We start from the raw sequence: 24,177 nt of genomic DNA, 5'->3' as shown, positions 1-24,177 counted from the left end.
CTTTTGTTTGACATGTTGTTGCAGGTCAGTGCGGGTGTGGTCGGGATCGGGTCGGGATGGAAACGGGAACGGGACGGGAATGAAACGGGAAGAGGTGATGGAGTGAGCAGGATTATTCGACTGCCGCTTGCCCTCTAGTCCTCGCCCCTTGATGCTTCGATGAGAAGAGGACTCAAGGGGCTGAGCTCATGCATGTTGTTCTGTTGGAGACGGCATACGTCAGAGGCTTTGACGTCGTGGCCGACATGGCCGACGACGGGATCGAGGTCACCTTCGTCACCGAGCGCCTGGACGCCTACCGCGCCAATGCCGGGTTCGAGCTGCTCGAACGCGCGGCGCGGGTGGTGGAGGTGCCGGACCTGGCCGGCGGCCGTGACCTGGCCGCCCGGCTGCGGGGACGGCTCGGCCCCAACCCGGTCGACGGCGTGATCTGCCGTGACGAGAACCTCCTGCACGGCGCGGCGCTGTTCGCCCGGGACCTGGGCCTGCCACACGAGTCACCGGAGGCGGCGCGGCTGCTCGGAGACAAGTCGGCCGTACGGGAGCGGCTCGGGAAGGCCGGGATCGGCAGCCTGCGCTGGCGCCGGGCGGTCACCGAGGAGGAAGGGCTGGCGGCGGTCGACGAGATCGGGCTGCCGTGCGTCGTCAAGCCGACGTCCGGCCGGTACTCGGTCGGGGTCACCGTGGCGTGGACCCGGGAGCAGGCAGCCGCCGGGCTGGCCGAGGTGCTCGGGGTCGCACGGGACGGGAAGGCGGAAGAGGGCGCGGCAGGGGACGCGGACGGGGACGCGAGCGGGGACGCGAGCGGGGACGGCGCCGGGGACGGCGCCGAGCGGCCCGCCGCGCTCGTCGAGGAGTACGCCGTCGGACGCCACGTCAGCGCCGAACTGCTCGTCCAGGACGGGCGCGTGGTCTTCTACGGCTTCGCCGAGCGCGTCCCGGCGGCGCCGGGGACCACGGCCGAGCTGGGCGGGCACTTCCCGGCCCGCTTCCCGGGCATGGGCGCCGCACGGCGGTTCGTCCTGGACACGGTCGAGGCGCTGGGCGTCCGGGCGAGCGCGCTCCACGTGGAGCTGTTCCTCACGGCGACCGGCCCGGAGCTGATCGAGGTCAACGGCCGGATCGCCGGGCACGTGGTGACCCGCCAGATGTCGCTGGCCCTGGACCGGTCGATCGCCCGGGACCTGGTCGCGCTCGCCACCGCCGCCCCGGTCGAGGACGCGGCCCCGCCGGTGGCCACCGTGGCCCTGCGCGCCCTGTGGAGCCCGGTCGAGGGGATCGTGCGCGGCACCGTTCCCGAGCCGCGGGAACTGCCGGCCGGGGTGGTCGACTGCGAGGTGACCGTCGGGCCCGGCGACCGGGTGCCGGCGCTGGGCACCAACCACGACCGGTTCGGGTACCTGATGGTGCGCGGCGCCGACGCGGCGACGGCCGGCCGGATCGCCGCGGAAGCCGCGGACCAGGTGCGGGAGTCGCTGCGCGTCGAGCCGGTCACCGCCGCGCGGCCGCAGGACGGGCAGGAGCGGCCGGAGCCCGGCGGCGCGGGCGGCGAGCACGTGGTGCTGCTGCTGGACGCGGGCGATCCGGTCGAGCGCATCGTGGCCGCGGCCGGCGCGGTGACCGCGCGGCTGACCGTACTGCGGCGTGACGAGCTCACCTTCGACGAGGTGCGCACGCGGTTCCTGGCGGCGCACGGGCGCCGGCCGGTGGCCGCGGTCCTGTCCTGGTCGGGGGCGTACGAGCGCGAGGCGCGGGAACTGCGCGCGCTGGCCGCCGGAGCCGCCCGTTCCGGCGGGGCGGGGAGCGAGGAGCTCGGTGAGCTCGACGGGCTGCTGGAGGAGCTCGCCTTCGTCAGCGACCCCGTGCACACCGTGCTGGCCGTCGCGGGAGCCGGAGGGCGGGTGGACGTGCTCGCCGCGATCGACGAGAGCGGCGACCAGGCCGCCGAGGACGGCAGCACCGAGCGGCGCCTGGTCGCGGGCCCGGTGCCCGCGCGGCTGGTGGCGCGTACCGAGGAGGCCGTGCGCGACGCCGGGATCGAGGGGCCCGCCCGCATCGTGTTCGGGGCCCGCAACACGCGTCCGCTGGTCCTGCCCGGATTCGACCGGCAGGTCCTCGACCTCTACGACGCCGCGCACCGGCGGAGCCTGGTGACGGCCGCCGCCGAGGGCGCCTTGGGCCGGCCGGTGGGCGCAGCCCTGCCCGACGCCGGGCGGGTGGCCGTCCAGCGCCACGTCCTGTCCGGGCCGGGCCGCTTCCGCGTGGTCGCCGCGACCGACGCCGAGGAGCTGTACGACTGGCCCGAGCTGGCGTCCGTACGGACCCCGCTCGATCGCGCGGGCGTCCACAGCGGGCCCGTCGTCCGCCTCGAGTACACCGTGGCCGCGCCGGACGCGGTCCGTGCCGAGCAGGCGGTGGCCCGGATCGAGCGCTCGCTGCTGTGGAAGACCGAGCCGGCCGACCGTACGCACGTCCTGCTGCTGGACCGGATCGGCCCCCGGGTGTGGACCCGCGACGACGGCTCGCCGCTGCTGGACCCGGACCGCTTCCGGCTCAGCGTGCTGAGCTCGGCGGCGGGCAACACCACCGGCGGCGGCGCCGACTTCGCGGCCCGGACCGACGTGTTCGATCCGGACGGGGTACGGGCCCTCGCGGGCGCGGTGCACGCGCTGTACCCGGTGGACCGGATCGCCACCGTCTCCGAGCGGCTGCTGGAGCCGGCCGCGGAGCTGCGCGCGAGGCTGGGCGCGCCGGGCAGCGACCCGGCCGCCGCGCGCAAGTTCGTCGACAAGGCGGTGATGAAGCGCATCGCCCGGAGGGCGGGCATCCGTACCGCCGAGGGGCACCTGATCCACACGCCGGAGGACGTCACCGACCTGTTCGCCCGGCACGGCCGGGTCGTGGTCAAGCCGCGGGACGGTTCGGGCTCGTACGGGGTGTCGGTGCTCACCAGCGCCGCGCAGGTCGAGCGGTGGGTGCGCGAGGAGTTCACCCCCGGCAGCCACCTGTGCGAGGGGTTCGTGGCGGGCGACATGTGCCACATCGACGCGGTCGTCTACGAGGGCGAGGTGATCTGGGACGTCTCCCGGTACGTGAGCGACACCCTGGCCGTCTCCCGGGTGGAGCCGCTGTCCTCGATCACGGTCGCCGACCCCGCCGTGCGCGCGGCCGCCCGCGAGCTGCTCGGCCAGGTCGTCGACGCCTGGCGGGTCACCGCCGGGGTGCTGCACCTGGAGGCCTTCCTGGACGAGGCCGGGTCCTTCACCTTCTGCGAGGTGGCGGGACGCCCGGGCGGCGCCGGGATCCGCGAGGCCTTCCTCGCCACCACCGGCGTCGACCTCTTCCACGCCAAGATCCTCACCGACGTGGGGCTGGACCCGAGGGCCGGCCGGGTGGCTCCGGTGGGCGCGTACGCGGGCTGGACCGTGCACTTCACGGTCGGCGGGATGCTGCTGGACTTCGACGACTCGGCGGTGGCGCAGGACGCGTACTACCGGAACGTGCCGTACCGGATCGGCGACGTGGTCCCCCCGCAGCCCTTCTCGGGAACGGGCGCGAGCACGCACGTCTTCGTCCACGACTCGCACGAGGAGGTGCGGCGGCTGGTCGAGAGCGCCGAGCACGACGTGCGCCTGGTGATCGGGCTCGAGCCCGGGCCGGGGTCCGCGGGGGCCGAGCGGTGATACTCGGCATCCTCGGCAGCGCCTCCGCGGACTCGGTCTCGCGCCGGGTCCTGGAGGTGGCCGCCCAGCGGATCAGGGCGGCCGGGGCGGAGTACGAACTCCTGGACCTGAGCGTGGAGTTCCCAGGCCGGCACCGGATCGAGGACTACGACGACCCGCCCCCGCACAGCCAGACGGCGGCGATCCGCGCCCGCATCGCCGGATCGAGCGGCGTCGTCCTCTCCACGCCGGTCTACCACGGCTCCTACAGCGGGCTGCTCAAGAACGCCCTGGACCACCTCACCGGGGACGCACTGGCCCACCGGCCCGCGGGGCTGATCGCCGCGGGCGGCGGCCCCCGGGGCGCGGGAACCGCCTGCGACCAGATGCGGGCGGTGGTCCGGGCGCTCGGCGGCTGGGCCGTGCCCACCCACGTGGCCTCCGCGCGCGGGGACTTCACGCCGGGGATCCCGCTGGAGGAGCTGCACATACGGATGGACCGGATGGTGGGCGAGCTGCTCTCGTTCCGCTCCGCCCGCCGGGTGCCGGCGCCCCTCGTCAGCCGCTGAAGACGCCGGCCGCGGCCCGCGGCCGCGGACCTCCGCCCCCTCGCGGGCCCTGATCGCACATCCCCGATCCCGATCCCGATCCCCCCGATCCGATCCCGAATCCAGCGAAGCGAAGCCCGTCACCTGAAAGGACGCGCCATGACCCCCCGCTCCGCCCGCCCGTCCGCCGGCCCCGAGGACCAGCCGCACGTGCTGCTGATCTCGGGCATCGGCGGCCACCCGCCCGCCGCGGCGCTCGACTCCCTCTCCCGGATCGGCCCCGCGGTGTCCGTCGTCCACATCGCGGCCTGGGGCGATCCCGAACCGGTCCGCGCCGACTGGGCCGCCCGAGGCCTGCGGGGAGAGTTCCTGACCGCGGCCGACCTCGACGACGCGGTGACCGTGGGCCTCGCCCTCCACGAGCGGTACCCGCTGTCGGGGGTCGTCACCTACTCGGAGCTGCTGCTGCGCCCGCAGGCGGAGCTCGCCGAACGCCTCGGCCTGCCGGGCAACACCCCCGAGGCGGTGGGCGTCGCCCAGTCCAAGTCCCGGCAGCGGCGGGTCTTCGCCGAACACGGCGTGCCCTCACCCCGGTTCGCGGAGATCCGCGCGGAGGCGGACCTGGCGGGGGCGGCCCGGGACATCGGCCTGCCGGCCGTCTTCAAACCCTCGCTCGGCGCCGGCAGCCAGAGCGTGCGGCTGGTCCGCACGTACGAGGAGCTCCGGGCGGCCTACCGCGACGGCCGGGCCACCGTCTCGGCCTTCCTGCAGAGCGAGGACGTCTTCCTGCTGGAGGAGCGCCTCGAACTGGAGGCGGACGGAGACAGCGGCTGGGCCGCGTACTGCAGCGTCGAATCGCTGCTCGCGGCCGGGGAGCGCCACCACCTGGCCGTCTCCGACCGCATCGAGCTGCGCCACGGCTACGCCGAGGAGGGCGCGTCGATGCCGTCGCGGCTCGACCCCGCCGTCCAGGCGGCCGCCGTCGACTGCGCGGACCGGGCGATCCGGGCCATCGGGCTGACCACCGGGGCCGTGCACACGGAGATCGCGCTGACCCCGCTGGGGCCGCGCGTCATCGAGGTCAACGCCCGGGCGGGCGGCCCGATGCCGGTGATGTTCGAGGTCGGCGCCGGATACGACTACGCCGAGCAGATCGGCCGCAGCGCGCTGGGCCTCGCGCCGGACACCGTGCCGGAGTTCGGGCGTACGGCGCTGATGAGGATGGTGCCCATCCCGGCGGGGGAATGGCTGGTGACCGCGCAGACCCCGGTACCGGAGCTGATGGCGGCCTTCCCCGAACTGGTCTACGTACGGCCGCGGTTCGCGCCGGGCCAGTCGGCGAGCCGGGACCGGACCCTGCACCTGGCGACGTTCATGCTCGGCGCGCCCTCGCCCGCCGCGGCCCTGGAGCTCGCCGGCCGCGTCGAGGGGGCCCTCGGCATCGAACTCGCCGAGGCCGCCGCGCAGCCCGGGCCCGCCCTGGCCCGGGCCACGTAGCCGTGGACGCAGACGCCCACCCCCGCCCGACTCCGCAATCCCGCCTACTCATGACGTGGGGATCGCTCCGATGAAGAAACGCATCTACGCCGCTGGACTATCCGACGCCGTCGGGCTCGGGATGTACCTGTCCCTGTCCGTCCTCTTCTTCCACAAGGCCGTGGACCTGCCCAACACCGAGATCGGGCTGGTCCTCGGCATCGCCGGCATCACCTCCCTGCTGGGCGCCATGCCCATCGCGCGGGCCGCCGAGCGCTTCGGCACCCGTACCGTGCTGACCGTCCTGTTCCTGGTCCGCGCCGCCGCCTTCCTGGCGCTGGCCCTGTCCTCCTCCTTCATCGCCGCCCTGCTCGCCTCGGCGGTCGCCGGGGTGCTGAGCCGGGGCATCAGCCCGCTGATCGAGTCGGGCCTGATCGCCCGGGCGAGCAACGAGGAGGCGGTCGGGGCGCTGGCCCGGCTCCGGTCGCTGCGCAACGCCGGAATGGCGGCGGGCGCGCTGCCCTCCGGGGCGGCCATCGCGATCGACGAGGCCTGGGCCTACCGGGCGGTGATGGTGCTCTCCGCCGTCCTGTTCATCGGCTGCGCCGCCGTCTGCCGGACCTTCGGTGACGGCGGCCGCCCGGCCGGGGCGGCGCAGGGCGGGCCCTCACGCGGCAGCGTCCTGCGCGACAGGGCCTTCCTCCGGATCACCGCCCTGTACGGGGCCCTGACCATGTCGGCGCTCATCCTGGGACTCGGCGTCCCGCTGTGGGTGGTCCAGCAGACGCAGGCCCCCGCCTGGACCGTGACCCTGGTCCAGGTCCTCAACACCGCCGTCGTCGTCCTGCTCCAGGTCCGGATCAGCAAGGGGTCCGAGGACTTCCGCACCGCGCGCAGGATGATGCGGCGCGGCGGGCTGCTGTCGGCTCTGGCAGCGGGGATCGTACCGCTGACGACGTTCGGCGGGGCGGGCACGAACCTGGCTCTGGTGGTCGCAGCCGCCCTGCTCTTCTCCCTCGGGGAGCTGTACATCGTGTCCGGCACCACCGGCGCCGCCCTGCTGCACATCCCCGAGGGCCGCAAGACCGGCTACCTCGCCGCCTTCAACCTCGGGTTCGCCGTCACCACCGTGGTCGGACCCCCCCTCATCACCACCTCCGTCGGCTTGGGCGGCTGGGCCTGGCTGGGCTGGGCCGTCTACTTCACCGTCGCCGGCCTGGTCGCGATGCGGATCCCGCGGCCGGCCCCGGCCGCCGGGAAGGCGCCGCAGACCGCGGGAGCCGCCGCGTGACGCGGGCCGAGGGAGCATGGGAGCGGGCCCCGAACATGCCTCTCTGCGCGGCTTACCGTCATCCTCGGACGACACGCCTCAGCCCAGCTGCCGCGGCTGCCGGTTCGCCGACGGACTGCCGGAGGAACCCTCGGCCCGAGTGCGGCCAGCGGCGTGGTCGGCGCCGATCGAGACGCTGTGGGCGGCCGAAGCGAGCGTGAGGTGGCGGTGCCAGCCCTTGAAGGAGCGGCCGGCGAAATCGCGCAGCCCGGCCCGCTCGCCGGTGGTGGCGCTGTCGAACGCCGTCCGCCGGCTGAGCTTGGCCAGTCGCATCAGCCCGTCGAGCGAGGTGGTGGTGAGATCCGTGAGCCACAGCTCGCTGGGCGGGCCGTTGCGGTTGGTCCACTCGCCGATCAGGAGCCACTGCTGCGGACCTGCGGGCGAGCGGCGCGGCTGCGGCAGCTCGACGCGTATGCCCGCGACCAGGGTGCTGCGGACGACGGGCGTCCCCGAGGAGGGGTCCAGCCATTCGACGGGCCGGCGCAGTCCGCGTACGTGCTGGAGCATGTCGGACACCGGTATGGGGCCGGCACCGTACCCCGGCATCGCCGTGTCGGCGACCCGCAGCTGGTCCATGGCCCGCATCCGGGCCATGACGGGAACCCCCGCGGAGTGGAAGCGGCTGAGCACGGCGCTGCTGACGAAGTCACGGGAGGGCAGCACCACCGGACGGCGCTCCACCCCGCCCCAGGCGAGGACTTCGAGGGCGGAAGCCGTGGCGCATTCGCCCGGCGACTCCTCGTCGACCCAGTCCGGGATGTCGGCCCGGCGTCGCTTCTCCTCGTCCTGCAGCCAGGAAGGGGAGAGGTACAGGCGCCAGTTGACCGGGGCGCTCATCGCCTCCGAGGCCATCCACAGGCCGAAGGAGTGCTGGCCGTGTACGGAGTGCCCCAGTTCCGGGACGAACCGGCGGTCTATGCCCGCCGACTGCTCGCCGGCCTTCTGGATCGGCATGGACTGGACGACCCAGGCCTTGGGCTGGACCGTCTGCTCCGCGTACCGGGCGAGCGCGGCGCGCATCGGGGCCCAGTTCCAGGTGGATTCGCTGATGAAGTGGTGCAGCGATTGCTCGGTGCCCGCTCCGCCGACGACTCCGGCCATGTTGCGGATGGATTTGCGCCCTTCGGCGTAGAGCAGTCCGCGCAGGTACTGCTCGCCCCGGGCGCGCTGGTCGCTGCGGCGCAGCGACATGAACAGTTGGGGTGCGAGTTCCGAGATCATCGCTTCGACGATCTGCGCTCTGTGGTCCGCCGTCGTGGTCGGCGGTATGGCGGGTGGGGAGTTGGGGCCCTGAGCCGCAGGGGTGGCAACAGGTGCTTGGTAGGCGCTGTGCGCGGCGGCAGGCCGGGTGCCGGAATGGTTCGCCGCGCGCCGCACGGTCCGCCGGCTGGCGCCGAGGCCGAAAGTCTTCATCGCTGCTCCTGAGTCCGAGTCAGGACGCAACTGTCCGAGGTGCCGTTCCCTCTTCGTTCCCTCTTCGCTACCGCTTCCCCCCGTAAGCTCTTAGGATCCTGCTGAAGGCTCTTCAGCAGGGGGCATTGAGGGGGATGGGCAAGGAGGCCATGGCTAATTCGGTGGAAAGCCAGGTGCGTTTCAATATTCTCGGACCGCTTGAAGGGTGGACGGCAGGACACCGGTTAAAGCTCGGTGGTCAAATTCACGAGCGAGTTCTTGCCACTCTGCTACTTGAACCGGGAAATATTGTCCCGGTTGTCCGTCTTGTGGAGGCGGTGTGGGATGAGGAACCGCCGGTAACCGCTTCGCACCAGGTACGCAAGGCCGTCGCCGACCTGCGGCGCAGGATCCCGGGGGGTGGGAACCTGATCGTCACGGACGGTCCGGGCTACCGGGTTCAGGTGACGCGCGACCAGCTCGACCTGCTCCTCTTCAACGGGCACATCCGCGAGGCCCGGCACGCCGCCTCCGGGGACCGGCCCGAGGCCGCGGCCGACGAACTGCGTGCGGCCCTGGCCCTGTGGCGCGGCCCCGTGATGTCCGGCGCCGGCGGTTCGGTGGTGGAGGCCGCGGGCGCCGTACTGGAGGAACGCCGGCTGGGGGCGGCCGAGCAGCTCTTCGAACTGCGTCTGGCACTGGGCGAGGCCGGGGAGCTCATCAGTGACCTGCGCACCCTCATCGCGCAGCATCCGCTGCGGGAATCGCTGCGCGGCCACCTGATCCTGGCGCTGTACCGCTCCGGGCGGCAGGCGGAGGCGCTCGCCGAGTACGCCAAGGTGCGCGAACTGCTCGTCGAGGAACTGGGCATAGACCCCAGCGCGCAGCTCACCAAGATGTACGAGGACATCCTGCGCGCCTCCCCCGATCTGGACGGCCCGGCACGGCCGGTCGCCGTGGCCGCGCCGGCCGCGTCCGGGTCCCCGGAGGCGGGGGCCGCGGACGCCCGGCGGTCCGCGCCCTCCGGCGCCGGGAGCCACCGCTTCCCGACCCTGGCCTCACTGCACGGCGCTCCCTGCACCCTGCCGCCCGGCGTTCCCGACTTCACCGGCCGCGAGCGCGAGCTGGCCGAGGTGCTGGAGGTGTGCCGGCAGGACGCGGGAGAGGGGCCCCGGGTCGTCGCGATCGACGGCATGGGCGGCTGCGGCAAGACCTCGCTGGCGGTGCGGGCGGCGTACCAGCTGGCCGAGGAGTACCCGGACGGCCAGCTCTACGCCGACCTGCGCGGCTTCACCCCCGGGGAGAAGCCGCAGGGGCCGGCCGCGACCCTGTCCGGCCTGCTGCGCACCCTGGGGGTGGCCGCCGACAGCATCCCCGACGACGAGGCGGGCCTGACCGGCCTGTGGCGGGCCACCCTGACGGGCCGCCGCCTGCTGTTCCTGTTCGACAACGCCCTGGACGCCGGCCAGGTGCTGCCCCTGCTCCCGTCCTCGACCGAGTGCCTGGTGCTGGTCACCAGCCGCGCCAGGCTGCTCGATCTGGACGGCGCGGACTGGATCTCGCTGGGGGTGATGGAGCCGGAGGAGAGCAGGACGATGCTCACCGAGCTCCTCGGTGACGACCGGGTGGCCAGGGAACCGGAGGCCGCCGCCGAACTCGCCGACCTGTGCGGCCACCTGCCGCTGGCCCTGCGGCTGGCGGTTGCCCGGCTGCGCAACCGTCCGCGCTGGACCGTCCGCTACCTGGTCGAAAGGCTGGAGGACGAGACCCGCCGGCTGGACGAGCTGAGCGCGGGGGAGCGCAGCGTGGCCGCCACGCTCAGCCTGTCGTACAAGGCGTTGGAGGAGGAGCTCCAGGCCGCCTTCTGCCTGCTGGGCCTGCACCCCGGCGCGGAGGTCGACGTCTACTCGGCCGCGGCTCTGCTGAGGACCGGGGTGCGGGACGCGGAGGACATGCTGGAGGACCTCCTCGACATGCACCTGCTGGTGCAGAACGACCCGGGGATGTACGCCTTCCACGACCTGGTGCGCACGTACGCGCTCTCGCTCGGCCAGGGCAGGAACGGGCGCGAGGCCAGGGAGGCGGACGGCCGGCTGCTCGGCTACTACACGTCGGCGACCGAGGCCGCGTGCACGCTGCTGTTCCCCACCCGCCGCAGCATGGACGTGGACGCGCCCGACATCGCGTACGCGCTGCCGCCGATGCGCCGCGAGGACCGCACCCTGGAGTGGTTCGACCGGGAGGTCGCGGGCATCCAGACCCTTCTGGCCCGGGGCGGCCACGAGGGGAGCCCGCAGCTGGTGTTCGCCCTGGCCCGCAACGCGTCCTTCCACCTGAACCTCCGCGGACGGTTTGCCGAGTTCGAATCGGTGAGCCGGGCGGGGCTGACCGCCACGCGCGGCATGGGCGATCCCCTGCTCATCTGCCAGACGCTCAACAACCTCGGGGTGGCGCGCTGGAGGCTCGGCCGCTTCACGGAGGCGGTGGAGGCCGGGGAAGAGGCGCTCGACTGGGCGCGGAAGGCCGGGGGCCCGGACGACCAGGCGGTATCCCTCGGGCTGCTCGGGCTCGCACACTACGCGCTGGGCAATCTCGCGAGCTCGTACGACTACACGACGGAGGCGGTACGGGCGTTCCAGAAGGGCGACGGCGCCGGTCTGGTGCAGCAGCAGGCGGAGGACCTCAACACGCTCGGTACCGTGTGCCTGGCGCTCGGCCGCCACGACGAGGCGGCCGATGCCGTGCGCAGGGTGATCGAGATCTGCCGGGCCTATCCCTCTCCGGGGGTGGAGGTCACCGCGTGGACGAGCCTGGCCCTGGCCCAGATAGGGAAGGGCGATTTCGAGGCCGCCCACGACAGCGTGACGCGGTCGTGGGCGCTGAGCGCCACCGCCATGGAGGAGAACATGGTCCTGGCGCTCGCCGTCTCCTCCGACGTGAGCGACCGGCTCGGGGACGTCCGGCGGGCACAGGAGCACGAGGAGCGGGCCCTGGAGCTGATCAGCCCCAGGACCTCGACGCAGCGACGCTCCCGGGTGGACAACCTCCTGGCGCTCAAGCACGGACGCAGCGGCCGCGACGAAGAGGCCCTGCGTCTGCACGAGCGGGCGCTCGAGGTGGCGGAGGTCATGGGATACCGCGTCGAGATGGCGCACGCGCTGGACGGGATGGCGGCCGCGGCCGAGCGGCTCGGCCGGCCGGCCGCGGCCGAGTACCGGGAGCGCGCCGACATGCTCTTCGAGGCCATGGGGGTGCCGCCGGAGGGGCGCCGCACCGTCTGACCGCAGTGCGGGAGCGTGCCGAGGCGGCGCGCCCGAACGGAGAAAGCAGTGGGCCCCGTCCGGTGTCGGACGGGGCCCACTGCCTGCGCGGGGGGTCTGGTCAGATGCCCTTCGGGGGCACCGGGGGGTTGGTCGGGGCGACGCCCGGGCCCTTGTCCTCGGCCAGCACCGAGTGCCCCCCCTTCGTGCCGTTGGCCTGGTGGTCCTGCTCGACCGCCGCACCCAGGCCGAGGGTGAGCGTGAGGGCGAAGATACCGACCAGACCAGCGAACTTGCCGCGCATTTCGTACCCCTTGTTTGTTGTGAAATCCCGTGTCGCTTTCGACATGACAGAGATTCGCAACGGGGCTTCCTGCTCCAGTCCCTCTCCGTTCCCGCTTGAGCGGGGGGTGGTAAGGGAACGGAACGGGAACGGGCAGTCTAACGAGAAAACCGGTGGGCTATCCGGTATTTGGTTGGCCGGATATCGACGTTCGGATATCGGTGGATTGCCGATCAAGAAAAGGAGAGTCGGAGTTCCGCTTCGAGTCGTCCCAGATCCCGCGCATGGCCGTGAGCCGCTATATGTCCGTCCGGCCGGATCAGGTAGTACCCCGCGGAGCGACATCCGGCCTGTGCCGCGGCGTCGCGGCGCCTTACCGTCACTTGCCGCAACAGTGGCCATTGCGCCACGATGTGGCCCAATTCCTCCTCCCAGGCCCTGTTCCCGTCCGGGACGACCACCAGATTCCAGCCGTGCGGATCCGCGGCCGGTCCGGAGATCCCGTACGCGAGTGCCAGATGGCGCGGGAAGACCGCTCCGACCTCCAGTGCGCCGGGCAGCGAGCGGCGCACGCGGCACCCCGTCCAGCCCGAGGGCTGCTGGGTGTCGCGGGTCGGCGGGTACGAGAGCCGGCGGCCCGCCATCACGGGGGCGTAGAACTCCGAGACGATCCCGGTCCGGTCTAGGAGCCGGAACGCCGCGTCGCGCGCCGCCACCGAGGCCTTGGACTTGAACAGCCAGGCCCTGGTCTGGAAGTCGGTGTCGCGCACGAGCTGCCGGGTGACCTCCGCCCGCTCTTCGCCGTAAGAGTCGAGCAAGGAGGAGGGGGACTCGCCCCGGATCACCGAGGCCAGCTTCCAGGCGAGGTTGTGGGCGTCTTGGAGGCCGTTGTTCATCCCCTGCCCGCCGGCCGGGCTGTGGACGTGGGCGGCGTCGCCCGCGAGGAAGACCCGGCCGCGCTGGAACTCGCTCGCCCGCCGGGCGTGAACCCGGAACACGGCCTTCCAAACCGCCTCCTTGATCCGTACGCCGCGAGGCCCGCGCTCGTCGATGACGGCCTGCATCATCGGGACGTCGACCTCGCCGCCGCCCTGGGGCATCACCGACAGGAACCGGTAGATCCCGCCCGGGATGGGCACGATCACCAGTGCACCGTTCGCGGACTGGTAGAAGTGGCACTCGTCCGGAGGTAGATACCCATCGATGCGGGCATCGATGAGTGCGAACGCCATCTCGTACGTCGATCCTTCGAATCCGACGCCGAGTTGGCCCCGGACGGCGCTGCCGGCGCCGTCCGCGCCGACGACGAACGGCACCCGCAGCCGCTGCAGCCCCTCGGGGGTCTCCAGCACCGCCGTCACGCCGTCGGTGGCCTCGATCCGGCCGGAGTAGTCCAGACCGTCCAGGGCCAGCAGCCGCACCCCGCGCTCGATCTTGCCGCCGAGTGCCTGCAGCCGCTCGGTGAGCAGCCGCTCCGTGACGTGCTGGGGAAGGGTGCGGCACGCCAGGTCGTCCGAGAACCCGAAGGAGGCCAGGGGGCGCCGTTCGGAGAAGTAGCTCAGCGTGTTGATCCGTACGGACTCCTCGTCGACCACGCCGCCCAGACCGGTGTCCTCGAGGATGTCGAGGGCGCGCGGCCAGACGGACAGGGCCTTGGGGGTCAGCATGGGTTCGACGGCACGGTCGATCACGCGGACCCTGATGCCGCGCCGCAGCAGTTCGACGGCGGTCAGCAGTCCGGTGGGGCCGGCCCCGACCACCAGGACGTCCAGGTCGGACGCCCCGGCGGTGGAAACCGCTTCGCCCTCTCTCGTGGGCCGGCTCTCGCCGGCTATCAGGTCAGCCATGGCCTCTGGGACTCTCTCAGTCGGTGCGGACGCCGGTGGTGATGGAGTTCTCCGGCTCGGTGGGCAGGCGGTCGAGGCTGATGCCGAAGTGCGTCTTGTACGCGGCGATGACCTCGGCGTCGTCCTGGAGGACGGTCTTCGAGCGCTGGTCGCCGTCGACGACGTTCAGGTGGCGGCCCTTGAGGGTCACCAGACCGTTCTCGGTGCGGATGGAGCAGAACAGGGCCTGCATGAAGGAGGAGTCGGGCGCCGTGCGGTACCACCACAGCGACGGGGCGTAGTCCTCGATGCGGACCGGGGTCTCGACGACCTGGTACAGCGGGCGGCCGCCGAGCCACAGGTCGACGGTGCCGGGCTTGTCCTCGACGTCCTTGAGCTGGTACTCGCCGTGCGGGTCGCTCTGGACCTCGCGGCTGTTCCAGTCGAGCGGGAAGCGGCTGTTGCGGCCGAAGCCGGTGTCGACGAGGTACGCGTCCTCGCCGATGGTCACCTTGAGGGCGAGGTGGCCGAGGAACGGGCCCACGCCCTCCGGCCGGTGCACGCGGCCCGGCAGGATGTCGACCTCGTAGCCCAGGGCCTCCAGCACGAAGCCCAGCGCCGGGTTGACCTCGTAGCAGCCGCCGCCGCGGCTGTCGATCGCGACCTTGTCCACGGACCGCTTGTCCATGTGGATCTCGCGGCCTTCGAGGTGGTAGTCGAGGTTCTCGAACGGGACCGACAACACGGCGCGTTCGGCCAGGTGGCGCAGACCGGCGAGGTCGGGCTGCGCGGGCCGGCTCGCGCCGATCCGGGTGAGGTAGGCGTCGACCCGGGCGTCGTCGATCGGGGTTGCGTCCAGCATGGAATCTCCTTGAAGGGTGTCGCCCCCGGGGGCAGGCGAGGGCGGGGAGGGAGGGGCCCGCGGGAGGTGGGCTACCAGCGGATGAGCGACAGACCCAGGGCCATGCCGCCGCCGAAGCCCGCGAGCAGGACCAGGTCGCCTTCGGCCAGCCGGCCGGAGCGGGCCGCGAGGTCCAGGGTGATCGGGACGGAGGCGGAGCCGGTGTTCCCGTACCGCTCGTAGGTCGTCCAGGTGCGTTCGGTACCCACGCCGATTTCCTCGGAGAGGTTTTCCAGCATGCGTCCGTTGGCCTGGTGCGGAACGAAATGCGAGATGTCCGCAGGAGTGAGGCCGCGTTCCGAAAGGAACGCGTCGATGGCGGGCGGGACGTTCTCGGCGACGAAATCGCGGACGCCCCGGCCGTTCATGGTGAAGTACTGCAGTCCCTCTGCGAGGGTTTCGGCGGTCGCCGGAATTCGGCTGCCGCCGCCGGGGACCTCGATGAGATGACGGTCGGCCGCATAACTGGCCAGCCGGTTCGCCAGGACGCCGCGTCCTTCTCCGGCGACCGGGCCGAGCACGACGGCGCCGGCGCCGTCACCGAACAGGATGGTGGTGCGCCGGTCCTCCCGATTGAGGATCCGGGAGTACACGTCGGCGCCGATGACCAGGGCGTAGCCCTCGCCGGTGGCGGACGCGAGCATGCCCTGCGCCGTGGCCAGCGCGAACAGGAAGCCCGTGCAGACGCCGTTGACGTCGAAGGCGGCGGTGCCCTGGTCGGCGCCGAGCTCGTCGGCGACCACGGCCGCCGTCGGCGGCTGGGGCTGGTCCGGGGTGGAGGTCGCCACCACGATGAACGACAGCTGCCGGGCGCGGATTCCGGCGCTCTCCAGTGCCGCCCGCCCCGCGATCACCGCGAGATCGGATGTTGCTTCATCGGGCTTCGCCCAACGCCGCTCGCGTATTCCCGTCTTGCCGAGTATCCATTCGTGATCGACTCCGGCCGGCGCTCCGACTTCCTCGTTGGAAACGACATGAGCCGGTACGTACGACCCCGTACCGAGCACGCCCACCGAAAAAGCATTGCGCGCACCGTGATTTCCCGTCGTGATCATTTCTACGACTCCTCAACACTGCGTGAAACTTATGGTTCCGTCCCCGGGAAAAGCCGACAACGGCATCCGTGGGACCTTGTCAGGTACGGGGTCGCGGGGCGGTCCGGGCGGGCCGGACCGCCCCGCGCCGCGTCAGGCGGCGAGCATCCGCGCGGTCAGCGAGGCCAGCAGGTCCCCGGTGATGCGCGGTCCGTTCTGTGTCAGCACCGATTCGGCGTGGAACTGCATCGACGCGAAGTGCGGGCCGCGCAGCGCGTGCACCTCCCCCGTCTGCGGATCGCGGCTGATGTCCACGAGCCCGACACCGGGGATCACGGCCGAGTCGACCAGGGAGCGGGCGGCGAAGGTGTTGTAGAAACCGACCCGTTCGGGCCTGCCGAAGAAGTCGATCTCCTTCTGCACGCCCTGGTTGGGTTCGTCGCGGCGGACCAGGTCGAAGCCGAGCGCCGTGGACAGCACCTGGTGGCTGAGGCAGACGGCCAGGAAGGGCCGCCGCTCGTCCAGCAGGTTCCGTACCGCCGCGCGCAGATGGGCGATCTTGGGGTGGGAGCCGTCCCGGGGGTCGCCCGGGCCGGGGCCCATCACCACCAGGTCGTGCCCGTCGAAGGAGTACGACTCGTCGTACCGGCGGATCGTCACGTCCAGCCCGATCGAGTCCAGTTGGCGGGCGATCATCGCCGTGAACGTGTCCTCGGCGTCGATCACCAGGACGCTCCGGCCGGCCAGCGCCGGATCGACGGCCTCCCGTTCCTGGTCCTCCTTGAGCCAGTAGCCGGCGATCGTGCGGTTGCGGTCCTCCAGTGCCGCACGGACGGTGGGATGGGTGGCGAACCGGGTCCTGCCGGCCCCAGATTCGAGTGCCGCGAGCAGTCCGGCCGCCTTCGCCGCGGTCTCGGCCACCTCCGACCAGGGGTCGGAGTGGCGCACGAGGGTGGCGCCGACGCCGATGCGGACCTCGCCGCCGGCGCCGATGTCGGCCGTGCGGATCAGGATCGAGGAGTCCAGCGCGTCCCCGCCCTGCTCGTCGCGGCCGATCAGGGCCAGCACACCGCTGTAGTAGCCGCGGCCCCGGGGCTCGTACTTGGCGATCACCTGGGCCGCGCTCTCCAGCGGGCTTCCGGTGACGGTCGGGGCGAACAGGGTCTCGCGCAGGATCTCCTCCGGGGGTCGCGTGCTGCGGCCCTCGATGAAGTACTCGGTGTGGGCGAGGCGGGCCATCTCCTTGAGGTACGGGCCGTCGACGCGGGCACCGCCCTCGCAGATCCGGGCCATCATCTTCAGTTCCTCGTCCACCACCATGTAGAGCTCGTCGACCTCCTTGGTGTCGGCGAGGAAGTCCATCACCTCCGGCAGCGAGGGCCCGGCCGCCGGATAGCGGTACGTGCCGCTGATCGGGTTCATGACGGCGGTGCCCTGGCGCAGGCTGACGTGGCGCTCGGGACTGGCGCCGACGAGGGTGCGCTCGCCGGTGTGCACGACGAAGGTCCAGTACGCGCCCGACTCCCTTTCCAGCAGCCGCCGGAAGAGGGTCAGCGCGTGCCCGGTGGAGTACGAGCGGATCCCGGTGGTCCAGGACCGCTTGAGGACGAAGTTGGCGCCCGCGCCCTCGCCGATCTCGTCGGAGATCACCCGGCGCACGGTGTCCGCGTACTCCTCGTCGGAGACGTCGAACGCTCCGCCTTCGAGTTCGATCGGCAGGTCGGGGATCCGGGCGAGCGCCTCGACCAGCGAGATCTGCTCCTGCCCGGTGACGGTCATCGCGACCAGCGGGGTGTCCTCCGCGGGGGCGGCGAAGCCCCGCTCGGAGATCTGCCGGTACGGGATCAGCGCGAGCACCTCGTGCCGGGAGCCGTCGCCGGCCGGCGCTGTCGCGGCGGCCGGGGCACCCGCAGTGCGCAGCTGCGCCAGCGAGTCCACGGTGGCGCTCTCGCCGACGATGACGTCGAGGATCCCCGGACCGGTGGCTTCCGGGCGGTAGAGGAGGGCGAAGGGGGGCGGATTGGGGCCCAGGACACGGGCCAGCAGGGGCGAGGTCATCCTGCGATCTCCTTGGCGGTGGTGACGACCGCGCAGCGCTTGGACGCGTAGTCGATGGCCAGCCGGTGCTCCAGCTCGCTGAAGTCGCCGATCGCGTCCGCGACCAGGAAGGTCTGGATGTCGTGGCTGAAGGACTCGATGGCCGTGGTCAGCACGCCGACGTGCGCGTAGACACCGCAGATGACGAGCTGGTCCCGGCCGGCGGCGCGCATGCGCTCCAGCAGGTCGGTGTTGAAGAAGGCGCTGTAGCGCCACTTGGTGCAGACCCAGTCCTCGGGGTCGGGTGCGAGCGCGGGGACGACCTCGCGGTCCTCGGGCGTCGTACGCATTCCCGGGCCCCAGATGTCCGCGAGCAGCCCGCGCTGCTCGGGGGTCATGCCGCCCGGCTGGGCGGTGTAGGCGACGGGGGCGCCGTGGGCCTTGAAGTGCTCGCGCAGCAGCGCGGCGTTGTCGGTCAGCTCGGCGCGCAGTGCCTGGGGGAAGGGCGCGAGGAAGTAGCGCTGCATGTCGTGGACGAGCAGTACGGCCCGGTCAGGGTCGAAGGTCCACTGCGGTATGGACGGGGGGATGTCTCCCGCGGTCGGGAGGGGATAGGGCTCGATGGTCGGTATGCCGGCCATGACTGTCCTCTCGGATGTCTGATCCTCAAAGCGGGTGCGCAGGGTGGATGGGCGGGTGGAGCGGGTGGAGCGGGTGGAGCGGGTGGAGCGGGTGGAGCAGGTCGGGTGGTGTGGGCGGGGCGGGCTCACGCGCCGAGCGTGGCGCCGCCGTCCACGGTGAGGACGTGCAGGGTGATGTGCGCCGCGCGGTCGGAGAGCAGGAAGAGCACGGATTCGGCGATGTCGGTGGTGCGGGCGAGCTTGCTCAGCGGGATGCCGACCTTGAAGGACTCGGGGCTGCCCGCGATGGTCTTCGCGGGGCCCTGCTCGTCCTCCCACATGGAGGCGAGCATCGCCGTGTCGGTGGAGCCGGGGGCGACGACGTTGCAGCGGATGTTGTGCTTGGCCACTTCGAGGCCGAGCGTCTTGGTGAGCATGGTCGCGGCGGCCTTCGACGCGCCGTACGCGGCCATGGCGGTGCGCGGGGTGCCGGCGGCGTTCGAGGCGACGGTGACGATGGCCCCGCGGTTGCGGGGGACCATCCGGTTGACGGCGGCGCGGGACAGCCGGAAGACGCCGCTGACGTTGACCTCGAAGGTCTGCAGCCAGTCCTCGTCGCTGAAGTCCCGTACCTCGCCCAGGCGCAGGATCCCCGCCGTGTTGACGAGGAAGTCCAGCGGCCCGAGTTCGGATTCGACGGCGTCGACGACCGACTCGACCTGTGCGGTGACGGTGACGTCGGCCGGGTGGGCGTGGACGTCCAGCCCGTCGGCGGCCAGCTTCTCCACCGACTCGCGCAGCCTGTCGGCGTCGCGGTCGACGGCGGCCACCGTCGCGCCCTCCTCGGCGAGCAGGCGGGCTACGGCCAGACCGATGCCTCCCGCGGCTCCTGTGACGAGGGCGACCTTGTTCTCCATGTCCAATCTCCCTGCTGGTTCAGGCTCGCCATTGCGTCACCACGGCGTAGGCCTGGTTCGGGTTGAGGCGGGGGTCGCACAGGCTCGTGTACTTCTCTCCGACCGTGTGCAGCTGGTCCTCACCGGTCGCGCACTCGGTGACGTCGTCCGGGGTGGTCTCGAGGTGCAGACCGCCCGCGATCCCGCCGCCCTGGGCCACGGCGGCCTGGAAGCCCTGGATCTCCTTGACGACGGTGTCGACCAGACGGGTCTTGTGACCGCCGGGGGCGGAGAAGGTGTTGCCGTGCATGGGGTCGGTCAGCCAGATCACCGGGTGTCCGGCCTGCCGCACCGCGTCGACGAGCGCGGGCAGGCGCTCGGCGACCAGGTCGGCGCCCATGCGGGCGATCAGGGTGAGGCGGCCGGGCTCGCGCCACGGGTCGAGGCGCCGGCAGAGCTCGATGAGCTCCTCCGGCTCCATCGAGGGGCCCACCTTGCAGGCGACGGGGTTGACGACCCCGGCCAGCATGTCCACGTGGGGTCCGTCGATCTGGCGGGTGCGCTCGCCGATCCACGGGAAGTGGGTCGAGGTCAGCAGGGGGCTGCCCTCCTCGTCCCAGCGCATCATGGGAAGTTCGTAGTCGAGGAGCAGGGCCTCGTGGCTGGTCCACACCGGCGGGCAGATGCCGGAGCGGCGGGCCGGGTCGGTCCAGCCGAGGTGGGCCATGGCCTGCGCGGCGGAGCGGTAGCCGGAGAGCAGGCGGAACGGGTCGGGAAGGCGGTCGGCCAGGCCGGCCTCGGGGCCGTTGACCATGTGGCCGCGGTACACGGGCAGTTCGACCCCGTCCACGACCTCGGTCGGGCGCGAGCGCGGCTTGGCGAACTGGCCGGCGAGCCGGCCGATCCGGACCACCGGCTTGTGCGTGATCATCTTCAACGTGCCGGCGAGCATGTCGAGGAGGGCGGACTTGCGCGCGATGTAGCCGGCGTCGCACTCCGACGGGTCCTCGGCGCAGTCGCCCGCCTGCACCACGAAGGCCTCGCCCGAGGAGACCCGGGCGAGGTGGGAGCGCAGGCGGCGGACGTCTCCGGCATTGACCAAAGCGGGACGCTGGGAAAGATCGTCCTTCACCTTGGCCAGTTCGGGGAAATCGGCCCAGTCGGGCTGTTGGAGGGCCGATGCTTTTCTGACGGTGAGTGAAGCTGTAACCACAGGAAACTCCCAGGAAATGGGCCCAAGTCTGGCGTATGGGCAGAACTGAGGGGTGGCGGATTATCGATGCTGCTGGGTAATTGGAGTGGGCCCCACCCGTCAATGGGAACTCCGTCAGGTGTCGCGGCCGTACCTGACAAAGCCGTCCGTGATCGGTTAACTCACACCTGACTGAAAAGCGGCACGGGCTTTCCCGGAACGGCCGTTGCGCACAGAATCCGGACCATGCATGCCGCCTATATCGAACAGTTGGGTCCCGCGGAGCTCATCCGCTTCGGTGAGCTGCCCGCTCCGCAGCCGGGGCCGTCCGACGTGCTCGTCGAGGTCGACGTCGTCTCCGTCAACCACGTCGACACCTTCGTCCGCTCGGGTGCCTGGCGCACCCCGCTCGACTTCCCCTTCGTGATCGGCCGGGACCTCGTGGGGACCGTGCGCTCCGCCGGCCCCGCGGTCGCCCACCGCTTCGCGCCGGGGGACCGGGTCTGGTGCAACAGCCTCGGCCACGACGGCCGCCAGGGCGCCGCCGCCGAGCTGGCCGTCGTCCCGGCCGAGCGGCTCTACCCGCTGCCCGAGGGGGTGGACCCGGTCGACGCGGTCGCCCTCGCGCACCCGGCCGTCACGGCCTACCTCGCCCTCTTCGACCAGGGCGCCGTCGCCGCCGGCGACACCGTCCTGGTGCTCGGGGCCGCGGGCAACGTGGGCAGTGCGCTGGTCACGATGGCCGCGCACGCCGGAGCCCGGGTCATCGCGACGTCCTCGCCGCGCGACTTCGACTACGTACGGGAGCTCGGCGCGGCCGAGGTCATCGACTACAACGACCCCGACGTGCCGGGCCGGGTCCGCGAGCTCGCCCCGGGCGGGGTGGACATCCACGTCGACACCTCGGCCCGCAACGACCTGGAGACCGCGGTGGACCTGCTCGCGAGCCGCGGCCGGATCGTGCTGCTCTCGGGGATGCGCACCCGTCCCGTGCTGCCCGTGGGCCCGCTCTACCTCAAGGACTGTTCGGTCCGCGGTTTCGCGATCTCGCACGCCACCGCCGGCCGGCTGGCCGCGGCCGCGGCCCACGTCAACCGGCTGACGGCGGCCGGACTGCTGCGGCCGCGCGGCACCGAGGTGCTGCCGCTGTCGGAGGCGGCCCGGGCGCACCGCCTTCTGGACGAGGGCAAGGTGACGGGAAAGCTGGTGCTGCGCGCCCGTTCCTGACGGACAAAGCTGCGGCAAATCACTGTCGGCGGCGCCGTGGAACCATTATCGCGGCGCCGCTCCGGCATGTCTCCATTTTCCTTGTGCAATACACGGGTAAAGGACCTGATGGACCCGGGATAAGAGCCTTGAGCGGTGAATGCGCGAGCAGCAGTATTTCGGCCATGACGAACTCCATCATCGACTCGACCCCGCTTTTCGAGGTCCGCGCGGACATTCCCGTCGCGGCCACCGCGCAGGAGATCTACGACGTCGTCAGCGACCTGACCCGGAGCGCCGAGTGGAGCCCGGAATGCCAGGGCGGCGAGTGGATTTCCGGTGAGCCTTCCAGCGTCGGCGCGATTTTCCGCGGCGAGAACCTGCGCGCCGAGGACGTCGTCGGCTGGGCCCCGCTGGTCCGCGGCACCTGGTACACCGAGGCCCGCATCACGGCGGCCGAGCCCGGCCGCACCTTCCGCTGGGTGATGCTGACCCACGCCCAGGAGGACCAGGAGTCCATCTGGGGCTTCGACATCGAGCCGGCCCAGGAGGGCTCGGTCCTCGTCCACCACTTCCGCATGGGCAAGGCGACGGCCGGCATCCACAAGATCGTCGCCGACCTCGACGAGGTCCAGCGCAAGCAGTTCATCACCGACTGGACCGAGAAGCTCGAAGGGGACCTCGACGCCACCCTCGCCCGCATCCGCGACGTCGTCGAAGGCCGCTGAGCCTGCGTTGTCGCACCCGGACGCCGGCACCGGCCTCCCTCGCGGTGCCGGCCCACTCCCCGTACGCCATCGAAGACACTCTTGAGAGAACGAGGCCATGCTTCTCCAGCGCATAGGAAACAAGGGCATCCGGCTGGGTACGCTCTTCGACCGAGCGGCCGCCCGCACCCCCGCGGGCCTCGTGGTCATGGACCACGACCTGGACATCGCCCCGCAGCTCGGGCGCCGCCCCACCTTCACCGAACTCGCGGACCTGATCGACGACTTCGCCTCCCGCCTGTGGTCGGTCGGCGTACGGCCCAACCACCACGTCGTCGTGCACAAGTCCGACGGCTTCGACATCTCGCTGCTGGCCTGCGCGATCGCCCGCATCGGCGCGATCCCGGCCCTGCTGTCCCCGAAGCTGGACGGCGAGACGGTCGCGACGCTGGTGCGCCGCATCGACCAGCCCTTCCTGATCACCGACCAGGAAAAGCTCGACACCAACCTGCCGGCCGAGATCTTCGACATCACGGCCGGGGTGCTGCTGACCTCGGGCACCCACGAGAAGGCCGTCGAACTGGCCTCCCTCGCCGGGGTCCCCCGCGTCCAGGCGATCCCGATGCCGCCGGAGCACCCCACCCTGATCACGCACACCTCGGGCACCACCGGCACCCCGAAGCTCGCCGTGCACACCGGCCACACCTTCGAGGCCCGCTACCGCCCGCAGGCGACCGTCTTCTCGGCCGTGCCCAAGCGCGAACCGGTCGCGGTCCACGTGTCGTTCGTCCACTCCCGGATGTTCACGGCCATGCCGATCTCGATCCTCCAGGGCCACACCCTGATCGTCCTCAAGGAGGACGACCCGGAGACCGTCGGCGACATCTTCGCCCAGGTCCCGCCCGGGTTCATCGAGGCCCACCCCAACACGTTCCTGCGCTGGGAGGAGCTGGCCGAGGACCCCCGCGGCCCCCTCGCGAACGTCAAGTACTTCAGCTCGACCTTCGACGCGATCCACCCGCGCACGGTCAGCATCCTGCTCAAGGCGAGCAAGCGGAAGAACGCGCTCTTCGCCCAGGCCTACGGCCAGAGCGAGGTCGGCCCGATCGCGGCCCGCACCTACACCCGCAAGGGCGGCGCCGACTTCGACGGCCGCTGCGTCGGCTCCCCGTTCCCCGGCATGACCGGCGTCCGCGTCGTCAGCCGTGACGGCAACCCCGTCACCAAGGACAACCCGGGCTTCATCGAGATCAAGTCCGACGGCCGCATCATCACCTACCACTCCGAGCACGAGCGCTGGGAGAAGCAGGTCAACGACGGCTGGTGGCGGATGGGCGACCTCGGCTACCGCACCAAGTGGGGCTGCCTGCACCTGCTCGACCGCGAGGTCGACGAGATCCCGGGCATCGGCTCGACCCTGGAGATCGAGGACAAGCTCTTCACCCGGCTGCACGAGCTCATCGAGGTCATCATCATCCCCGGCCCCGACGGGGTCCCGGTCCCGGTCGTCTGCACGCGCGACGACAAGCCGCTCGACCTGATCGCCTGGAAGTCCGCGGTCATCGGCCTGCCGAAGCTCGCCGCCCCGGTCCAGTGGCGCCTCGAGGACGTCCCGCAGACCTCCACCACCAAGATCAAGCGCCTCGAACTCGCCCGCCTGGTCGCAGGCGGGGCGCAGGACGAGGCCGGCACGGACACCGAAGCCGAAGCCGCCACCGGAACCGAGGTCAAGGCCGACGCCGCCTGAGCGCCCGGTGAAGCCCGCAGCGCCACCGCGCCCGGTCCACCCCCGCACAGGCCCGGCTCC

At 71.9% G+C, this 24,177-nt stretch carries 17 protein-coding genes; 8 read left to right on the top strand and 9 right to left on the bottom strand.

Translation table 11 applies throughout. The features are described from left to right. Positions 1 to 188 precede the first annotated feature (188 nt). The 4 genes from ACFY1T_RS04535 (at position 189) to ACFY1T_RS04520 (ending at position 6,977) form a co-directional block, all read left to right on the top strand. Positions 189 to 3,683 carry a hypothetical protein gene (locus ACFY1T_RS04535; protein WP_390786902.1) on the top strand — a complete coding sequence of 1,165 codons (3,495 nt, stop codon included), beginning with the start codon at positions 189 to 191 and terminating at the stop codon, positions 3,681 to 3,683. Continuing rightward, a complete protein-coding gene (locus ACFY1T_RS04530) occupies positions 3,680 to 4,231 on the top strand; it encodes an NADPH-dependent FMN reductase (RefSeq protein WP_051806054.1) in 552 nt (183 codons plus the stop codon). The genes ACFY1T_RS04535 and ACFY1T_RS04530 overlap by 4 nt, the downstream gene beginning before the upstream one ends. A 138-nt stretch (positions 4,232 to 4,369) precedes the next feature. Then, the gene (locus ACFY1T_RS04525; protein ID WP_390786901.1) at positions 4,370 to 5,707 is read left to right on the top strand and encodes an acetyl-CoA carboxylase biotin carboxylase subunit family protein; all 1,338 of its coding nucleotides are present in this window, start codon (positions 4,370 to 4,372) and stop codon (positions 5,705 to 5,707) included. Positions 5,708 to 5,777: 70 nt separating this feature from the next. Beyond that, a complete protein-coding gene (locus ACFY1T_RS04520) occupies positions 5,778 to 6,977 on the top strand; it encodes an MFS transporter (protein WP_390786900.1) in 1,200 nt (399 codons plus the stop codon). A 78-nt stretch (positions 6,978 to 7,055) separates the two neighbouring features. Here ACFY1T_RS04520 and ACFY1T_RS04515 read toward each other — a convergent pair whose 3' ends face one another. Continuing rightward, entirely contained in the window at positions 7,056 to 8,237 is a 1,182-nt protein-coding gene (locus ACFY1T_RS04515) for an IS701 family transposase (protein ID WP_390786899.1), read from the bottom strand. A gap of 635 nt (positions 8,238 to 8,872) precedes the next feature. Between ACFY1T_RS04515 and ACFY1T_RS04510 the strand changes: the two genes are divergently transcribed. Next, the gene (locus ACFY1T_RS04510) at positions 8,873 to 11,689 is read left to right on the top strand and encodes a BTAD domain-containing putative transcriptional regulator (protein WP_390786898.1); all 2,817 of its coding nucleotides are present in this window, start codon (positions 8,873 to 8,875) and stop codon (positions 11,687 to 11,689) included. Between the two features lie 100 nt (positions 11,690 to 11,789). On the opposite strand, the gene ACFY1T_RS04505 is transcribed toward ACFY1T_RS04510, so the two are convergent. The 8 genes from ACFY1T_RS04505 to ACFY1T_RS04470 form a co-directional block, all read right to left on the bottom strand. After that, entirely contained in the window at positions 11,790 to 11,972 is a 183-nt protein-coding gene (locus tag ACFY1T_RS04505; protein WP_390786897.1) for a hypothetical protein, read from the bottom strand. A 212-nt stretch (positions 11,973 to 12,184) separates the two neighbouring features. Further along, positions 12,185 to 13,798 carry an FAD-dependent monooxygenase gene (locus tag ACFY1T_RS04500; RefSeq protein ID WP_390786896.1) on the bottom strand — a complete coding sequence of 538 codons (1,614 nt, stop codon included), beginning with the start codon at positions 13,796 to 13,798 and terminating at the stop codon, positions 12,185 to 12,187. 16 nt (positions 13,799 to 13,814) lie between these two features. Beyond that, positions 13,815 to 14,639: an arylamine N-acetyltransferase gene (locus ACFY1T_RS04495; RefSeq protein ID WP_390786895.1), complete on the bottom strand. Its 825-nt coding sequence runs from the start codon at positions 14,637 to 14,639 to the stop codon at positions 13,815 to 13,817. A 71-nt stretch (positions 14,640 to 14,710) separates the two neighbouring features. After that, positions 14,711 to 15,733, bottom strand: a complete 1,023-nt coding sequence (locus ACFY1T_RS04490) for a ketoacyl-ACP synthase III (protein ID WP_363125066.1) — start codon at positions 15,731 to 15,733, stop codon at positions 14,711 to 14,713. 132 nt (positions 15,734 to 15,865) lie between these two features. Further along, complete coding sequence (locus ACFY1T_RS04485; protein WP_390786894.1) at positions 15,866 to 17,770, bottom strand: anthranilate synthase family protein; 1,905 nt, start codon at positions 17,768 to 17,770, stop codon at positions 15,866 to 15,868. Then, positions 17,767 to 18,390, bottom strand: a complete 624-nt coding sequence (locus tag ACFY1T_RS04480) for an isochorismatase family protein (RefSeq protein ID WP_030869764.1) — start codon at positions 18,388 to 18,390, stop codon at positions 17,767 to 17,769. The genes ACFY1T_RS04485 and ACFY1T_RS04480 overlap by 4 nt, the downstream gene beginning before the upstream one ends. Positions 18,391 to 18,515: 125 nt before the next feature. After that, complete coding sequence (locus ACFY1T_RS04475; RefSeq protein ID WP_030869766.1) at positions 18,516 to 19,286, bottom strand: 2,3-dihydro-2,3-dihydroxybenzoate dehydrogenase; 771 nt, start codon at positions 19,284 to 19,286, stop codon at positions 18,516 to 18,518. 19 nt (positions 19,287 to 19,305) lie between these two features. Further along, complete coding sequence (locus ACFY1T_RS04470; RefSeq protein WP_030869769.1) at positions 19,306 to 20,478, bottom strand: 3-deoxy-7-phosphoheptulonate synthase; 1,173 nt, start codon at positions 20,476 to 20,478, stop codon at positions 19,306 to 19,308. Positions 20,479 to 20,703: 225 nt separating this feature from the next. On the opposite strand from ACFY1T_RS04470, the gene ACFY1T_RS04465 reads away from it, so the two are divergent. The 3 genes from ACFY1T_RS04465 (at position 20,704) to ACFY1T_RS04455 (ending at position 24,117) form a co-directional block, all read left to right on the top strand. Next, entirely contained in the window at positions 20,704 to 21,684 is a 981-nt protein-coding gene (locus ACFY1T_RS04465; protein ID WP_390786893.1) for an NADPH:quinone reductase, read from the top strand. Positions 21,685 to 21,848: 164 nt separating this feature from the next. After that, entirely contained in the window at positions 21,849 to 22,391 is a 543-nt protein-coding gene (locus ACFY1T_RS04460; protein ID WP_030869773.1) for an SRPBCC family protein, read from the top strand. Positions 22,392 to 22,488: 97 nt separating this feature from the next. After that, a complete protein-coding gene (locus ACFY1T_RS04455; RefSeq protein WP_390786892.1) occupies positions 22,489 to 24,117 on the top strand; it encodes a class I adenylate-forming enzyme family protein in 1,629 nt (542 codons plus the stop codon). Positions 24,118 to 24,177: the final 60 nt, after the last annotated feature.

The sequence above is a fragment of the Streptomyces sp. NPDC001194 genome, assembly GCF_042896985.1.
Lineage (GTDB): Bacteria > Actinomycetota > Actinomycetes > Streptomycetales > Streptomycetaceae > Streptomyces.
Note: the sequence above shows the minus strand (reverse complement) of the source record. Positions and strands in the feature narration are given on the sequence as shown.

Excerpts from the sequence above, each read along its gene's own strand:
- ACFY1T_RS04535 (WP_390786902.1), top strand. The coding sequence starts at position 189 with ATGCATGTTGTTCTGTTGGAGACGGCATACGTCAGAGGCTTTGACGTC.
- ACFY1T_RS04525 (WP_390786901.1), top strand. The coding sequence starts at position 4,370 with ATGACCCCCCGCTCCGCCCGCCCGTCCGCCGGCCCCGAGGACCAGCCG.
- ACFY1T_RS04520 (WP_390786900.1), top strand. The coding sequence starts at position 5,778 with ATGAAGAAACGCATCTACGCCGCTGGACTATCCGACGCCGTCGGGCTC.
- ACFY1T_RS04515 (WP_390786899.1), bottom strand. The coding sequence starts at position 8,237 with ATGATCTCGGAACTCGCACCCCAACTGTTCATGTCGCTGCGCCGCAGC.
- ACFY1T_RS04505 (WP_390786897.1), bottom strand. The coding sequence starts at position 11,972 with ATGCGCGGCAAGTTCGCTGGTCTGGTCGGTATCTTCGCCCTCACGCTC.
- ACFY1T_RS04500 (WP_390786896.1), bottom strand. The coding sequence starts at position 13,798 with ATGGCTGACCTGATAGCCGGCGAGAGCCGGCCCACGAGAGAGGGCGAA.
- ACFY1T_RS04495 (WP_390786895.1), bottom strand. The coding sequence starts at position 14,639 with ATGCTGGACGCAACCCCGATCGACGACGCCCGGGTCGACGCCTACCTC.
- ACFY1T_RS04490 (WP_363125066.1), bottom strand. The coding sequence starts at position 15,733 with ATGATCACGACGGGAAATCACGGTGCGCGCAATGCTTTTTCGGTGGGC.
- ACFY1T_RS04485 (WP_390786894.1), bottom strand. The coding sequence starts at position 17,770 with ATGACCTCGCCCCTGCTGGCCCGTGTCCTGGGCCCCAATCCGCCCCCC.
- ACFY1T_RS04480 (WP_030869764.1), bottom strand. The coding sequence starts at position 18,390 with ATGGCCGGCATACCGACCATCGAGCCCTATCCCCTCCCGACCGCGGGA.
- ACFY1T_RS04475 (WP_030869766.1), bottom strand. The coding sequence starts at position 19,286 with ATGGAGAACAAGGTCGCCCTCGTCACAGGAGCCGCGGGAGGCATCGGT.
- ACFY1T_RS04465 (WP_390786893.1), top strand. The coding sequence starts at position 20,704 with ATGCATGCCGCCTATATCGAACAGTTGGGTCCCGCGGAGCTCATCCGC.
- ACFY1T_RS04460 (WP_030869773.1), top strand. The coding sequence starts at position 21,849 with ATGACGAACTCCATCATCGACTCGACCCCGCTTTTCGAGGTCCGCGCG.
- ACFY1T_RS04455 (WP_390786892.1), top strand. The coding sequence starts at position 22,489 with ATGCTTCTCCAGCGCATAGGAAACAAGGGCATCCGGCTGGGTACGCTC.